At 71.1% G+C, this 14,046-nt stretch carries 13 protein-coding genes and 2 pseudogenes; 10 read left to right on the top strand and 5 right to left on the bottom strand.

The window, feature by feature from the left end; genetic code table 11:
• Positions 1 to 57 precede the first annotated feature (57 nt).
• Positions 58 to 1,278, bottom strand: a complete 1,221-nt coding sequence (locus ACFZDK_RS19740; protein WP_390974014.1) for a carbohydrate-binding protein — start codon at positions 1,276 to 1,278, stop codon at positions 58 to 60.
• A 118-nt stretch (positions 1,279 to 1,396) separates the two neighbouring features.
• Positions 1,397 to 2,140 (bottom strand): DUF2071 domain-containing protein, encoded by a 744-nt coding sequence (locus tag ACFZDK_RS19735; protein WP_390974013.1) that lies wholly within the window; start codon positions 2,138 to 2,140, stop codon positions 1,397 to 1,399.
• A 168-nt stretch (positions 2,141 to 2,308) separates the two neighbouring features.
• Between ACFZDK_RS19735 and ACFZDK_RS19730 the strand changes: the two are divergent.
• From ACFZDK_RS19730 to ACFZDK_RS19700, 7 genes and pseudogenes are all read left to right on the top strand, one after another.
• Positions 2,309 to 2,997 (top strand): annotated as a pseudogene (locus ACFZDK_RS19730) (GntR family transcriptional regulator); the annotation flags it as partial.
• Positions 2,983 to 3,342, top strand: coding sequence for an FAD-binding protein (locus tag ACFZDK_RS19725; protein WP_390974255.1), 360 nt, complete (start codon positions 2,983 to 2,985; stop codon positions 3,340 to 3,342). The pseudogene ACFZDK_RS19730 and the gene ACFZDK_RS19725, both read left to right, overlap by 15 nt.
• A gap of 8 nt (positions 3,343 to 3,350) precedes the next feature.
• Positions 3,351 to 4,607, top strand: coding sequence for an FAD-binding protein (locus tag ACFZDK_RS19720; protein WP_390974011.1), 1,257 nt, complete (start codon positions 3,351 to 3,353; stop codon positions 4,605 to 4,607).
• A complete protein-coding gene (locus ACFZDK_RS19715; RefSeq protein WP_390974253.1) occupies positions 4,489 to 4,731 on the top strand; it encodes an FAD-binding protein in 243 nt (80 codons plus the stop codon). The genes ACFZDK_RS19720 and ACFZDK_RS19715 overlap by 119 nt, the downstream gene beginning before the upstream one ends.
• Positions 4,732 to 5,041: 310 nt before the next feature.
• Positions 5,042 to 6,145 carry a GNAT family N-acetyltransferase gene (locus ACFZDK_RS19710; protein ID WP_390974009.1) on the top strand — a complete coding sequence of 368 codons (1,104 nt, stop codon included), beginning with the start codon at positions 5,042 to 5,044 and terminating at the stop codon, positions 6,143 to 6,145.
• 136 nt (positions 6,146 to 6,281) lie between these two features.
• Complete coding sequence (locus tag ACFZDK_RS19705; protein WP_390974007.1) at positions 6,282 to 7,109, top strand: SpoIIE family protein phosphatase; 828 nt, start codon at positions 6,282 to 6,284, stop codon at positions 7,107 to 7,109.
• A gap of 242 nt (positions 7,110 to 7,351) precedes the next feature.
• Complete coding sequence (locus tag ACFZDK_RS19700; protein ID WP_390974250.1) at positions 7,352 to 8,356, top strand: MASE1 domain-containing protein; 1,005 nt, start codon at positions 7,352 to 7,354, stop codon at positions 8,354 to 8,356.
• A 43-nt stretch (positions 8,357 to 8,399) separates the two neighbouring features.
• Here ACFZDK_RS19700 and ACFZDK_RS19695 read toward each other — a convergent pair whose 3' ends face one another.
• A complete protein-coding gene (locus ACFZDK_RS19695; RefSeq protein WP_390974005.1) occupies positions 8,400 to 8,891 on the bottom strand; it encodes a peptidylprolyl isomerase in 492 nt (163 codons plus the stop codon).
• Positions 8,892 to 8,972: 81 nt separating this feature from the next.
• Complete coding sequence (locus tag ACFZDK_RS19690) at positions 8,973 to 9,521, bottom strand: alpha/beta fold hydrolase (RefSeq protein ID WP_390974003.1); 549 nt, start codon at positions 9,519 to 9,521, stop codon at positions 8,973 to 8,975.
• 93 nt (positions 9,522 to 9,614) lie between these two features.
• Here ACFZDK_RS19690 and ACFZDK_RS19685 point away from each other — a divergent pair, with 93 nt between their 5' ends.
• Positions 9,615 to 10,085 (top strand): AsnC family transcriptional regulator, encoded by a 471-nt coding sequence (locus tag ACFZDK_RS19685; RefSeq protein ID WP_390974001.1) that lies wholly within the window; start codon positions 9,615 to 9,617, stop codon positions 10,083 to 10,085.
• On the opposite strand, the gene ACFZDK_RS19680 is transcribed toward ACFZDK_RS19685, so the two are convergent.
• Positions 10,082 to 11,002 carry a GDSL-type esterase/lipase family protein gene (locus ACFZDK_RS19680; RefSeq protein WP_390973999.1) on the bottom strand — a complete coding sequence of 307 codons (921 nt, stop codon included), beginning with the start codon at positions 11,000 to 11,002 and terminating at the stop codon, positions 10,082 to 10,084. The genes ACFZDK_RS19685 and ACFZDK_RS19680 overlap by 4 nt on opposite strands.
• Positions 11,003 to 11,215: 213 nt before the next feature.
• Between ACFZDK_RS19680 and ACFZDK_RS19675 the strand changes: the two are divergent.
• Together ACFZDK_RS19675 and ACFZDK_RS19670 are read left to right on the top strand one after the other, a co-directional pair.
• A pseudogene (locus ACFZDK_RS19675) lies at positions 11,216 to 11,641 on the top strand (SDR family NAD(P)-dependent oxidoreductase); the annotation flags it as partial.
• Between the two features lie 268 nt (positions 11,642 to 11,909).
• A complete protein-coding gene (locus ACFZDK_RS19670) occupies positions 11,910 to 14,045 on the top strand; it encodes a discoidin domain-containing protein (protein ID WP_390973997.1) in 2,136 nt (711 codons plus the stop codon).
• Position 14,046: the final 1 nt, after the last annotated feature.

Below are 14,046 nucleotides of genomic sequence, written 5' to 3'. Positions count from 1 at the left end.
CATCCGTAACCTTCGATAGCCGCGAAGCTAAAGGTCCGGACCAACCCCGTCAAGAGGTCAGCAGGCGCCCTCGTCCTGCCAGGGGCCCCATTCGGAGGCGCCGGGCACCTCGTTCTGGGTCCACCACTTGGCCTTCCAGTTGTGGCTGTTGTACGAGACCTCGTTCCCGGCCGTGTACACCGCCGTCGCACTCCATGCCGTCTTGCAGGAGGTGGGCGTCGGGGTCGGGGTCGGGGTCGGGGTGGGCGTGGGGGTGGTGGTCGGCGGGGTGACCCCGGCGAACTTCACCGAGTACTTGGCGAAGTCCCAGGCGCTCTGCGCCACGCTGGAGCAGGTCCCGGACGTGGTGCCGTTGTTGTCGACCGGGGTGCACTGGCGGTCGCGGTTCAGGGACCAGAACGTGAAGCGGTCCATGTTGTGGCTCGTGGCGTAGTCCAGCACCGTCTGGAAGTCGGCCTGGGTGAAGTACTCGCCGGTGTCGCTGCGGCCGTTCATCCCGGAGAAGCCCTCGTGGGCGTAGGCGGTCGCCTGGTCCCAGCCGAAGGTGGACTGCAGGATCGCGTTGAAGTTGGTGAGCGCGCTGGTCTGCGCGGCCGCCCCGCTGAAACCGCCGTCGAACGGCATGATGGAGAAGTTGTTGGGCGTGAACCCCTGCGACTTCGCCTCCAGCAGCATCTGCTTGCCGAACCAGCCGGTCCCGTCCGCCGTGCCGGCCGTGGTGACGGAGACGTACAGGCCGGGATTGTTCTGCTGGAGGATCTTCGCGGCGCCGATCTCGTTCTTGATGGCCGCGGTGTTCTCGTACTCCGGCTCCTCCAGGTCGAAGTCGATCGCGTGCAGCCCGTACTTGGTGATCACCTGCTGGTAGGCCGCCGCGGTGGAGGCCGCGTCCGCGCAGGTCTGGCCCAGCTTGGTGCCGCCGTAGCCGCCGATGGAGACGGAGACGTCGCCGCCCTTGGCCCGGATGGTGTTGATCACCGACTGGACGGCGGTGTCCGAGGAGACGGCCGCCGTGCCGCCCCAAGTGGGCGAGCAGCCGCCGCCGTTGGGGGCCAGGACGAACGCCAGCTGGAAGGCCTTGAGGCCGCTGGCGTCCATGATGGCCGCCGCGTCCGGCGGGTTGTTGTCCAGCGGCATCAGGTAGGGGGCGGCCGCGTACCACCGGTTGCTCAGCGCGGTGGTCGCGCCCGAGGCGTCGCTCGCGACGAGCGCGGTGGTGCCGGCGGCGGCGAGCGTGACGGCTGCCGCCGCGCCCAGACATGCGCGAAGGGGTCTCACTGGTGCCTCCAGGGGGCCGGGGAGGTGTGGGGTGGGTCCCAGCTTCCGGAGGTGTCGCGGTCACGTCAATGAATTGGACTGGACCAAAGCGCACTTTGGACTAGACCATACGATCTCTTTACCTAAGGGGGTGGAGTAGTTCCAGCGTCCCGAACCGCACCTTCACACCGGGCGACCAGAGGGCGCTGACCGGCGGCCCGGAGAGCGTCGGCAGGCCTGCCGCCTCGACCAACTCGTCGTCCAGCTCCAGGAGTTCGGCCCGGTGTAGCGGCCAGGTCGGATGCTCGTTCGGCAGGTGTGCGGTGCGGCCGTGCCAGGTCACGTGCAGCCCCCAGCGCGCGGTCAGGAAGTGCTCCAGCGGCGAGGGCTCGGCGATCGGCTCCCCTATGCGTACGACCGCCCGGCTCGCGGCCGTCGGGCGCCGCCGCCGGCAGGTGTAGGTGACCACATCGCCCTTGCGGGCCAGCCGCATCGAGGCCCATACGTACGGCAGCCGGAATCCCGACCGGCCCACCAGCACCGGGAGCAGCCGGGATGCGTCCAGGGACCTGAACACCACCCCGCGCCGGCCCTGCCCGTCCACCGAGTACAGCCGCACGTTCGTCTCGCAGAAGGTGCCCAGGTACGGCAGCCCCGGCCCCGGCCCGAAGCCCGTGCCCCGCATCAGGAACGGGACGAGCCCGACGTACGTGACTCCGTCCAGCGTGTCCGGCCGGGTACCGGCGGGCAGCAGCCCCGCCACCCGCTCCGGCTCCACCGGCCAGTGCAGAAAGGTCAGTTGATGCCACCCCTGGACCATCGTCGGCCACCGTACGGGCCGCGGGGTGGACGGGGTGATGGGCTCGGTCGCCACGGTCTCCATGGGATCCGGTGATAGCACGCCAGTACGAGGGGGAGAGGAGCGGGGGCGCGCGGTCGTCGCCGAAGGCCGCGCCGGCCGCACCCGTCTGATCAGGACTTCCAGGTCCCTCTCCGCGCCCACCTGGGTAAACTGTGGGCGACACGCAGGCCTTGGGAAGGAGGAGCCGGGATGCCGCCGCACATCTCCTCCGCGGCCGGGGTCCCGGGCGACGGGGCCGACGGGCCACCCGTCCGGCAGGCGCTGTCGGACAGCGTGTACGAGAGCATCAAAGCGATGGTCATGGACCACGAGATCGCGCCCGGCGCCCGCGTCGGCATCGAGGCCCTGTCCCGCACCCTCAAGGTCTCGCCCACCCCGGTCCGGGAGGCCCTGGCCCGGCTGGAGTCCGACGGACTGGTGGTCAAACGCGCCCTGTCCGGATACCGGGCGACGGAACTGCTGACCCCGCAGGGGCTCGCGGAACTCTTCGAGATGCGGCTGCTGCTGGAACCGAGGGCCGCCGCCCTGGCTGCCGACAACGCCACCGAGGAGCAGCTCGACGGCCGGAGCGGATCGTCGAGGAGATGCAGGCCCAGCCCAGCCCCAACGGGCGGTACGCGTCCTACCGCGACTTCGCCGCGCTCGACCAGCGCTTCCACGAGGCGATCGGGCAGGCCGCGCACCGGCCGCTCCTCGCCGACGCGGTGGAACGCCTCCACGCGCACCTGCACATCTTCCGGCTCAGCAAGGTCGTCGGCGCCGGCGGCCCGACCGTCGCCGAGCACGAGCGGATCGTACGGGCCGTCCTGCGCCGCAACCCCGAGCGGGCGGCCGAGGCGATGACGGAGCACCTCACGCGCAGCATGGAACGCCAGCGCGAGGACGACGGCGGCGCGCTCGCCGGTCTGACCCTCGGCCAGGCGGGGGCGTCCGCCGCCGAGTCGCAGGACGCGGACGCGATCGTCGTCGGCCACGGCCTCGCCGGGCTGGTCGCGACCGCCGGACTCGCCGCCGCCGGCCGCAAGGTGCTGCTGCTCGACCAGGAACCGGAGGCCAGCCTGGGCGGCCAGGCGTTCTGGTCCTTCGGCGGACTGTTCTTCGTCGACTCCGACGAACAGCGGCTGATGGGGGTCAAGGACTCCCATGACCTCGCCTGGCAGGACTGGCTCGGCACGGCCGGCTTCGACCGGGGTGTCGACGACCCGAAAGGCCAGGACTACTAGGCCTACAAATGGGCCCCGTCCTATATGGAGTTCGCCTCCGGGGAGAAGCGGTCCTGGCCCTCCGGACTGGGCGTGCAGTGGTTCCCGATCGTGGGCTGGGCGGAGCGCGGCGGCGGTCTCGCCGACGGCCACGGCAACTCCGTGCCCCGCTTCCACGTCACCTGGGGCACCGGCCCCGCCGTCGTCGAACCCTCGAGAAGAAGGTGCGGGCGGCGGTCGCCGCCGGGAAGGTGACCTTCAAGTTCCGGTACCGGGTCGACGAGTTGGTGACCACCGGCGGCGCGGTGACCGGGGTGCGGGGCGCGATCCTGGAGACCGGCAGCGCGGCCCGCGGCACCGCCGGCTGCCGTACCGTCGTGGGCGACTTCGAGCAGCGGGCGCCGGTCGTCGTGGTCACCTCGGGCGGCATCGGCGCCAACCACGATCTCGTACGGCAGAACTGGCCGGCCCGGCTCGGCACCCCGCCCAAGTCCATGGTCACCGGGGTGCCCGCGCACGTGGACGGCCGCATGCTGGGCATCACGGAGCAGGCGGGCGGCCGGATCGTCAACCCCGACCGGATGTGGCACTACACGGAGGGCCTGCGCAACTACGCCCCGATCTGGCCGAAGCACGGCATCCGCATCCTGCCCGGCCCCTCCTCGATGTGGTTCGACGCGAAGGGCCGCCGCTTCAACACCCCCGACATCCCCGGCTACGACACCCTGCACACGCTCGGTTCGATCACCGCCTCCGGCTACGACTACTCCTGGTTCGTCACCACCCAGAAGATTCTCGCCAAGGAGTTCGCGCTCTCCGGCTCCGAACAGAGCCCCGACCTCACCAACAAGAACATCCGGCAACTGCTGTCCCGGATCCGGCAGACCCCGGAGCCCATCGAGAAGTTCAAGAACAACGGCGTCGACTTCGTGGTCGCCGACAACCTCACCGACCTCGTCACCGGCATGAACAAGCTGACCGGCGACGGCCTCATCGACCTCGCCGACCTGAAACGGCAGATCGAGGCACGCGACCGCGAGATCGACAATCCGTACACCAAGGACGTCCAGGTCATGGGCATCCGCAACGCGCTCGACCACGTGGGCGACTCGCTCAGCCGCACCGCCTCGATCCACCGGATCCTGGACACCGGCGCCGGCCCCCCTCATCGCCGTCCGGCTGAACATCCTCACCCGCAAGACCCTGGGCGGTCTCCAGAGGGACCTCTCCGGACGGGTCCTGAACAGCAGCGGGGTGCCGGTACCCGGTCTTTACGCCGCCGGTGAGGTCGCCGGTTTCGGTGGCGGCGGGGTGCACGGCTACCGCTCGCTGGAGGGGACCTTCCTCGGCGGCTGCCTCTTCTCCGGCCGCCAGACGGGACGCGCGGCGGCCGCGGCGACCGCGACCTGACGGAAAGGGCCGGGAAAGTCCGAGTCACGCCACCCCCAACCTGCCCCGAGAGTGGCACCCTTGACAGCGTGCGTACTGTTTCGCGACGTTTGAGCGACACCTCCGGACCGGCGACCCGCTCGCCGGTCACGGACCGAAGGTGTACGGCGGGGAACAGGAGCTGTTCCTGGTAACGGCAGAACGCGGAATTCGCGTTATGGGGGGGAGCGGTCGCCCATGCGATCCAGAGGCCAGTGCAGAGGTCCGTCCGGGAGTCGGCCCCGGAATCATGTGCCACACACCTCGTCAGCCGAAGGGCGGTTGATCTGAGGTGGACATCACGATCCACAGACCCGGCGAGCTGACCCAGCCGCTCCGCCGGGCCTGGCACCACGCGATGGACGAGTCGCCGGAGTACGCCAACCCTTTTCTGGCTCCGGAGTTCGCGATCGGCGTGGGCAAGCACCGCTCCGGGGTACGGGTGGCGGTCCTGCGTGAGGGCGGGGAGCCGGTCGGCTTCCTCCCGTACGAACGCAACGCGCTCGGAGTGGGCCGGGCCGTCGGGCTCGGCCTCTCCGACTGCCAGGCGCTGGTGCACCGGCCCGGAGTCACCTGGGACGCCCAGGAACTGCTGGGCGCGTGCGGGATGTCGATCTTCGAGTTCGACCATCTGGTGGCCGAGCAGAGACCTTTCGCCCCCCATGTCACCGGCACCTTCGCCTCACCGGTGATCGATGTGAAACCCGGGGACGGCGGCTACCCCGAGTGGCTGCGCGCCACCTACCCGGGCCTGGCGAAGACCACGCTGAAGAAGGAACGGCGCCTCGGCCGTGACATCGGCGAGCTGCGCTTCGCGTTCGACGAGCGCGACCCGGCGGCCCTGCGCACCCTGATGCGCTGGAAGTCCGCCCAGTACCGGCGGACCGGACGCATGGACCGCTTCGCCCGCCCCTGGATCGTCGACCTCGTGGACCACCTCTTCCACGTCCGCGAGGACCACTTCACCGGTGTGCTGTCCGTGCTCTACGCCGGCGACCGGCCGGTGGCCGCGCACTTCGGCCCGCGGTCCGGCACCGTGCTCGCCGCCTGGTTCACCGCCTACGACCCCGAACTGCACTACTACTCACCCGGGTTGATGATGCATCTGCGCACCGCCGAGGCCGCGGCGCGCGGTGGCGTCACCCTCGTGGACCTCGGGCGGGGCGACAAGGAGTACAAGGACTGGCTCAAGACCCGCGAGCTGCGGGTGGGCGAGGGTTTCGCCACCCGGGCCCACCCGGTGGCCACGGCGCACCGGCTGTGGCGCCGCCCGGTCCGCGGACTGCGCAACACCGTCCTCGCCCATCCGCGGCTGCGCGACCCGGCGGACCGGCTGCTGAAGACGGTCGGCACCCTGCGCGCCTCCCGCCGGGCCGACGGCCTGCGCAAGGGGTGACCGCACCGTGCCCCGGCGGCGGCCGACCGCGCCCGGCCGCCGCCGACCGCTTGTCCTCTCTTCGCACTATGATCCTGTAAAGGTGGAAATCCAGGGGTCTGTCCTGGAAGGGCTGTCTCCCCGGCCGGAGTGATCCATGCCCCGCAAGCGCTCGATGGACGACGACGAGTTGCTGGTCAGACTCAGGTCGCTCACCGCCCAGGCGCGCGAGCGGGCCGAGTACCAGCGCTCGCAGGTCGAGCTGGCCATCGCCCTCCAGCGCGGCATGCTGCCCCGGGACCTGCCCGAGACCCCACGCTTCCATCTGGCCGTGCGGTACGCGCCCGCCTGCTACGGGCTGAACGTGGGAGGCGACTGGTACGACGCCTTCATGCTGCCCGACGGCCGTATCGGTCTGACCATCGGCGACGTCCAGGGGCACAACATCGAGGCGGCCGCCTTCATGGGCCAGGTCAGGGCGGCCCTGCGGGCGCTCGCCTCCGTGACCGGCGAGCCGGACGAACTGCTCGCCCGGACGAACGACCTGCTGGTCTCCCTGGGCAGCGAGCTCTTCGCCACCTGCACCTTCATGCGGCTCGACCCGGACACCGGGGTGCTGGAGAGCGCCCGGGCCGGCCACATCCCGTTCGTCTGGGCCACCGCAGACGGGAAGTCCGGGGTCGCCGAGGACGAGGGCGGGCCGCCCCTGGGCATCGAACCCGGCGCCGCGTACCCGGTGACCCGGTACCGGTTCACCACCGGAGGCATGTTCGTGCTGCTCACCGACGGGGTGGTGGAGGGCCCGTCGATGACCGTCGAGGAGGGGCTCGACCAGGTGGTACGGCTCGCCGGTGTCGCCGCCGTGGCCGGCCTGGAGGCAGAGTCGCTGGCGGCCGCCGTGATCAAGGGGGCGGCACGGGTCGGGCACGAGGACGACGCGGCCGTCCTGGTCGTGGGCCACGACGGCCTGGACCGCACGGTGTAGCGCCCTCCGTACCGGCCGACAGGTCGGCCGCGAACCCGTCGGCGCGGGCCCGGCGCCCCGGCCGGACTCATCGGCGCGGGCCCGGCACTTCGGCCGGACTCATCGGCGCGGGCCCGGCACTTCGGCCGGACTCGTCGGCGCGGGCCCGGCACTCCGGCCGGACTCGTCGGCGCGGGCCCGGCACTCCGGCCGCGGGTGTCTCCGGCTCGCCGACCCGGCCGCCTCGGTGTCTGATGGCTGCTGTGGTGGGTATCCAGCAACTTCACCGCCCGGCTGTCCTCGCCCTGCGGACGCTGGCCGTCGCCACCTGCTACTACGCGGCGGGGCAGCTCGGCCTGCTGTGCCGGCTCACCGTCGAGGGCGCCGTCTTCACCCCCATCTATCCGTCGACCGGTGTGGCGGTGGCCTGTCTGCTCGTCCTCGGCCTGGGCTGCTGGCCGGGCATCACGCTCGGCGCCTTCTTCCTCGTCCTGTCCCTCGGCCCTCCCGAGCCCGCCACCGTGGGCATCCTCCTCGGCAACACGGCCGGGCCCGTCTGCGCGTATCTGATGCTGCGCCGGGCCGGTTTCCGCACCGACCTGAGCCGGCTGCGGGACGGCCTCGCCCTGGTGTTCCTCGGGGCGTTCAGCGCCATGATGGTCAGCTCCACCATCGATGTGGTCACCCTGCTCCTCGCCGGCAAACTCCCCGCGAGCAGCTTCTGGCCGATCTGGCTGGCCTGGTGGGTCGGCGACGCGATGGGCGTGCTGATCATCACCCCGTTCCTGCTGGTGCTGCTGGGAGTCCGGGGGCTGCCCTCGACGGCCCGCTGGAAGGAGGCCCTGGCCCTCGCGGTCGTCGCCGCCGTCCTGGTCCCGGTGGCCACGCACAGCAACCTGAGCGCGCTCTTCCTCGTCTATCCCCTGCTGATCTGGGCGGCCCTGCGGTTCCGGCTGGCGGGGAGCGTGCTGTGCGCCCTGTTCACCTCGGTCATGGCCACGGTTGCCGCGACGGACGGCATCGGCGCCTTCGCCGGGCTGTCCCAGGTCGAGGTGATGCTGAAGCTGCAGCTCTTCAACGGCGCGCTGGCGCTGACCGCGCTGCTGCTGTCGGCCGTCATCACCGAGCAGCGCAACACCCGGCTCTCCGTCGAGGAGGCCTGCCAGGAGCTGGCCGAGGTCCTGGAGCACCTCACCGCGCACGACACCCCCGCCGGGCGCGCTCCGCCCGGGGCCGTGGAGCCGCGACGGGAAAACGACGAACGGTGACCGGGCGGGCGCCCGGTCACCGTCGCGGCGGATCGGTCCGTGATCAGACGGTGCCGCTCGCCGTGATCTTGATCTCGGCCTTGGTGGCGCCGCTGCGGGAGCCGTAGCCCTCGATCTTGTCGACGAGGTCCGAGCCCTCGACGACCTCGCCGAAGACCACGTGCTTGCCGTCCAGCCACGGGGTCAGCACCGTGGTGACGAAGAACTGCGAGCCGTTGGTGTTCGGGCCCGCGTTGGCCATGCTCAGCAGGTACTTGCGGTCGTGCTTGAGCGTGAAGTTCTCGTCCTTGAACTTCTCGCCGTAGATGCTCTTGCCGCCGGTGCCGTCACCGCGCGTGAAGTCACCGCCCTGGAGCATGAACTCGGGGATGACCCGGTGGAAGGTGGAACCGGCGTAACCGAAGCCGTGCTGCCCGGTGGCGAGCTCGCGGAAGTTGCGGGCCGTCGCGGGCACCACGTCGTCGAACAGGTTGAACACGATCCGGCCGGCCGGCTCGTTGTTGATCGAGATGTCGAAATAAACGTTGTCGCTCATGCAGGTCAACCTATCGCGAACCGCCCGCGGGTCCCTCCCAAGGGGCCGGACCGTCCGTGGTGTCGGCCCCGCGGGGGCGGCTCAGCCGCCCACCAGCGTCCGCAGCAGTTCCCGGCCGGCCGGCCAGTCCCCGAGCCCGCTCGCGGAGTTGAGGTGCCCGTGCGCGCCGACGGAACGCCGGTGCGCACGCCAGCCCGAGGCCAGCGCGGTGGAGGCCGTGGCATCGCCGTACGGGTCGTCGTCGCTCGCCACCACCAGGGCCGGGCAGGGCAGCGGACGGGCGGACAGGTCCAGGAACGTCGGCGCCGCCGCACCCGGGAACGCCGGTCCCCGGGGATCGGGCGGCGCGGCCAGGAACGCCGACACCCCCGCGGGCCGTACCCGCTCCAGCCATCCGGCGGCCGCCCAGCAGCCCAGGCTGTGCGCCACCAGCACCACCCGGCCGGCGCCCCGCGCCACGGCGATGTCGTGGGCGGCTTGCACCGCGTCCACCCAGTCCTCCAGCTCCGGCCGGGTCCACGACCCCGGGGCGATCCGCACCGCCGAGTCCCCCCACGCCCGCTCCCACCGGCTCTGCCAGTGCCCGTCGTCCGACCCGTCGATCCCGGGGATGATGACGTACGCGACCATCGCCGACCGCCCCTTCCATCGCGACCCGGCGCTCACCGGGACCGTCCTGCGGGCGATTCTGAAGGAAGCAGTGGCGGCGATCAGGCTCCGCAAGTGATCCAGAGGGAAGTGGGGACGACGACGATGGAATCACTCGACGACATCGACCGCGCCATCCTGGAGCTGCTCCAGACCGAGGGCCGGCTCACCGGGGCCGAGGTGGGACGGCGGGTCGGGCTCTCCCAGCCGGCGGCGGGCGCCCGCATCCAGCGGCTGGAGAAGACCGGCGTCATCACCGGCTACCGGGCCGTCGTCGCCGCCCCCGCGCTCGGGCTGAACATCCACGCCGTCGTCCGGCTGCGCACCACGCACGCCCAGCTGCCGAAGGCGCTCGCCCTCGCCGACCGGATCCCGGAGGTCGTCTCGACGCTCCGGGTGACCGGCGAGGACTGCCTGCTCTTCGACGTGCACTGCACCCACGCCGAACGCCTGGAGGAGGTGGTGGACTCGCTGGCCCGCCACGGCCCGGTCACCACCTCCCTCGTGCTGCGGAGCTACCCGCACAAGCCGCTGCCCACCACCTAGTGACGCCCGCCGAGACGCTCCAGCACGGCCTGGGCCATGGCCGCCTCGCCCTTGGCGTTGGGGTGGGCGGGAGCCGCCGGTGAGGTCGGCTGGAGGGGCTCGATCCAGCGGTCGGCCGGCGCCTTGCACATGTCGTGGCCGACGGTCGGGCCGTAGGTGTCCACGTACCGGGCGCCGTTCCAGGCGGCGACCAGGCGCAGCATCAGGTTCAGCCGCTTCCCGGTGTCCCGCAGGTAGGGGAAGTCCTTGGCGGCGAAGGGCGCGGTCGGGTAGCAGCCGCTGCCGTCGTCGGGCAGCAGGTCGGGGTAGCCGACGACCAGGATCCGGGCGTGCGGGGCCCGGGCGCGGATCGCCCGCAGCACCTTGTCGACCTTCGGCGCGGTCTGCGCGATGTTGACCACCAGCTGGTCGGTGCCGGACGCGTTGTAGTACTGCTGGCAGGGGTTGCCGGTCAGGTCCTTGGAGCTGAGGGCCGCGCAGGTGGCGATGATGGAGCCGAACCCCATGTCGTTGCCGCCGATCTGGACCGTCACCAGGTCGGTGTCCCGCTGGACGGCGTCCAGCTGGGGGCCGTTGGTGCCCTGCGCCTTCCACATCTCCGCGGTCGTCGCACCGGAACAGCTCACGTCCTTGAACGTGCTGACGTGCCGCGCCGCCGCGACCAGCGAGGGGTAGTTGTGATCGGAGCGGGCGCAGTTGGCGTCCACCTGCGTGGGGATGAGCGGACCCGAGGTGTAGGAGTCGCCGAGCGCCACGTAGCTGGTGCCGTGGTCGTGGCCGGAGCCGTGGCCGCCGCCGTGCGCCGCGGCCGGAGTGGCGGAGGCGGCCACCAGGGCGCAGCCGCCCAGGGCCGCCGCCACCGTGGCCTTCCGCCGGTGCCGTCTTGCCGAACCGTCCGACGGGGTGCCGTACGCCATGGAAATCCCCCCTGCGCGAAGACGCGCACGGAACCGGTCCCGACGGGTGGCCCGCACGCGTGTGTCGGGGGTCTGTATACCGCCCGGTAGGAGTCCGTAGCCAGAGGTCGGACGCAATGAACTTGATCGAGTAACTACCGCTGCCCGCAAGGCGGTAGGGGCCGCCGGGGGCACGGGCTGCCCACTCCGCGATCGAAGCCGGAGACCGATCGGTTTACTATGGCCGCCGGCAAGGTCTACGCCACAGCCCGCGACCCGCGCTCCGTCACCCACCTCGACGCGGTGGCGCTGCCCCTGGAGGTCACCGACCCCGACTCCGTGGCCGCCGTCGTCGAGCGGACGCAGGATGTCACGGTCCTGGTCAACAACGCCGGGATCGCCTTCGGCACCCAGTTCCCGACCTCGCCGCTCGACGACATCCGCCGCGAGTTCGAGATCAACTTCTACGGCACGCCGCTGCTCGCCCGCGCCCCCGTCCCGGTCATCGAGCGCAACGGCGGCGGCCACATCCTGAACGTCCACTCGGTGCTGTCCTGGGTCGCCGAGGGCGGCGCCCACAGTGCCTCCAAGGCGGCCTTCTGGTCGCAGACCAACAGCCTGCGCCTCGCGCTCAAGCCGCGCGGCCGCGCATGCCGAGGGACCCAAGGCCAAGCCCGAGGACATCGCCCGCTGGGCCAAGGGCGCCCTGTACGGCGGCCTCCCCGCCCTGTACGCGCAGCGCGGCCTGTGACAGGGCCGGAATCCGCCCCGCGACCGTCCCTGTGACGTGCCGCGGGGTGGCCGCGGCTGAAAAATCCGCGCCCGAAGGCTTGTCGCCCAGTTGCCTCACCACTTAAATCAAAACCTGAACTAAGCCGTGGGGTGCGGTCGTTGTCCGCACCGCCACGTCCACCTCAGGGAGCCGCTGATGAGACGACTGAGATCCTTGGGCGTAGTGCTCGCCGCCATGGCGGCGCTGCTCGCCCTCCCCACCGCGCACGCGCCGGCGGCCCACGCCGCCGACGCGCCGTTGTCCCAGGGCAGGACGGCCACCGCCTCCTCCGTGGAGAACGCCGGGACCGCCGCGGGCAACGCGGTGGACGGCAACACCGGTACCCGCTGGTCGTCGGCCTTCTCCGACGACCAGTGGCTCCAGGTCGACCTCGGCGCCACCGCCACGGTCAGCCAGGTGGTCCTCAACTGGGAGACCGCCTACGGCAAGGACTACAAGGTCCAGATCTCCGCCGACGGCAGCAACTGGACCGACCTGCAGTCCGTGACCGGCGGCGACGGAGGCACCGACACCCTCACCGTCTCCGGGCAGGGCCGCTACGTCCGGATGCTGGGCGTGCACCGCGCCACCCAGTGGGGCTACTCGCTCTGGGAGTTCCAGGTCTACGGCACCACCACCGGCACACCCCCGGTCCAGGGCGGCGGCGACCTCGGCCCGAACGTGATCGTCGTCGACCCGTCCACGCCCAACCTTCAGGCGAAGTTCGACTCCGTCTTCGCCCAGCAGGAGTCGGCCCAGTTCGGTACCGGCCGCTACCAGTTCCTGCTCAAGCCGGGCACCTACAACGGCATCAACGCCCAGATCGGCTTCTACACCTCGATCTCCGGCCTCGGTCTCAACCCCGACGACACGCAGATCAACGGCGATGTCACGGTCGACGCCGGCTGGTTCAACGGCAACGCCACGCAGAACTTCTGGCGTTCGGCGGAGAACCTCGCCATCACCCCCTCCAACGGAACGGACCGCTGGGCCGTGGCTCAGGCGGCCCCCTTCCGTCGTATCCACGTCAAGGGCGGCCTCAACCTGGCCCCGAACGGCTACGGCTGGGCCTCCGGCGGGTACATCGCCGACTCGGAGATCGACGGCACGGTCGGCCCGTACTCCCAGCAGCAGTGGTACACCCGGGACAGCTCGGTCGGCGGCTGGACCAACGGCGTCTGGAACATGACGTTCTCAGGCGTCGAGGGCGCGCCCGCCACCAACTTCGACAGCGGCCCGTACACCACGCTGGACACCACCCCCGTCTCGCGTGAGAAGCCGTTCCTCTACCTCGACGGCAGCACCTACAAGGTGTTCGTCCCCGCCAAGCGCACCAACGCGCGGGGCGTCTCCTGGCCGGCGAACGCGGGCACCTCCCTCCCGCTGGACCAGTTCTACGTCGTCAAGGCCGGCGCCACCGCCGCCACCATCAACCAGGCCCTCGCCCAGGGCCTCAACCTCCTGTTCACCCCGGGCGTCTACCACCTCGACCAGACCATCAACGTCACCCGCGCCAACACCGTGGTCCTCGGCCTGGGCCTCGCCACCCTGGTCCCGGACAACGGCGTCGACGCCCTGCACGTCGCCGACGTCGACGGCGTGAAGCTCGCCGGGTTCCTCATCGACGCGGGGTCGGTCAACTCCGACACCCTGCTGCGGATCGGCGACCCGGGCTCCACCGCCGACCACTCCGCCAACCCCACGTCCATGCAGGACGTGTTCGTCCGCATCGGCGGCGCCGGACCCGGCCTCGCCACCAACTCGGTCGTGGTCAACAGCAACAACGTCATCATCGACCACACCTGGCTCTGGCGCGCCGACCACGGCAGCGGAGTCGGCTGGACGACCAACAGAGCCGACTACGGCCTGCGAGTCAACGGCAACGACGTCCTGGCCACCGGCCTGTTCGTCGAGCACTTCAACAAGTACGACGTCTACTGGAACGGCGAACGCGGCCGCACGATCTTCTTCCAGAACGAGAAGGCGTACGACGCCCCGAACGCCGCCGCCATCACCCATGACGGCGTCGTCGGCTACGCGGCCTACAAGGTCGCCGACACCGTGGGCACGCACGAGGCGTGGGGGCTGGGCAGCTACTGCAACTACACGGCCGATCCGACGATCGTGCAGTCCAACGGCTTCCAGGTGCCGACCGGTTCGGGCATCAAGATGCACGACCTGCTGGTGATCTCCCTCGGCGGCATGGGCCAGTACGCCCACGTCGTCAACACCACGGGTGCGCCGACCTCGGGGACCAGCACCGCCCCCTCCAAGGTGACGCAGTTCCCGTGAC

Source organism: Streptomyces sp. NPDC007901, assembly GCF_042959465.1.
GTDB lineage: Bacteria > Actinomycetota > Actinomycetes > Streptomycetales > Streptomycetaceae > Streptomyces.
This window is presented reverse-complemented; position numbering and strand designations above follow the sequence as displayed.

Coding starts and splice junctions, on each gene's coding strand:
- ACFZDK_RS19725 (WP_390974255.1), top strand. CDS start 2,983: ATGGAACGCCAGCGCGAGGACGACGGCGGCGCGCTCGCCGGTCTGACC.
- ACFZDK_RS19735 (WP_390974013.1), bottom strand. CDS start 2,140: ATGGAGACCGTGGCGACCGAGCCCATCACCCCGTCCACCCCGCGGCCC.
- ACFZDK_RS19670 (WP_390973997.1), top strand. CDS start 11,910: ATGAGACGACTGAGATCCTTGGGCGTAGTGCTCGCCGCCATGGCGGCG.
- ACFZDK_RS19680 (WP_390973999.1), bottom strand. CDS start 11,002: ATGGCGTACGGCACCCCGTCGGACGGTTCGGCAAGACGGCACCGGCGG.
- ACFZDK_RS19705 (WP_390974007.1), top strand. CDS start 6,282: ATGCCCCGCAAGCGCTCGATGGACGACGACGAGTTGCTGGTCAGACTC.
- ACFZDK_RS19720 (WP_390974011.1), top strand. CDS start 3,351: ATGGGCCCCGTCCTATATGGAGTTCGCCTCCGGGGAGAAGCGGTCCTG.
- ACFZDK_RS19695 (WP_390974005.1), bottom strand. CDS start 8,891: ATGAGCGACAACGTTTATTTCGACATCTCGATCAACAACGAGCCGGCC.
- ACFZDK_RS19690 (WP_390974003.1), bottom strand. CDS start 9,521: ATGGTCGCGTACGTCATCATCCCCGGGATCGACGGGTCGGACGACGGG.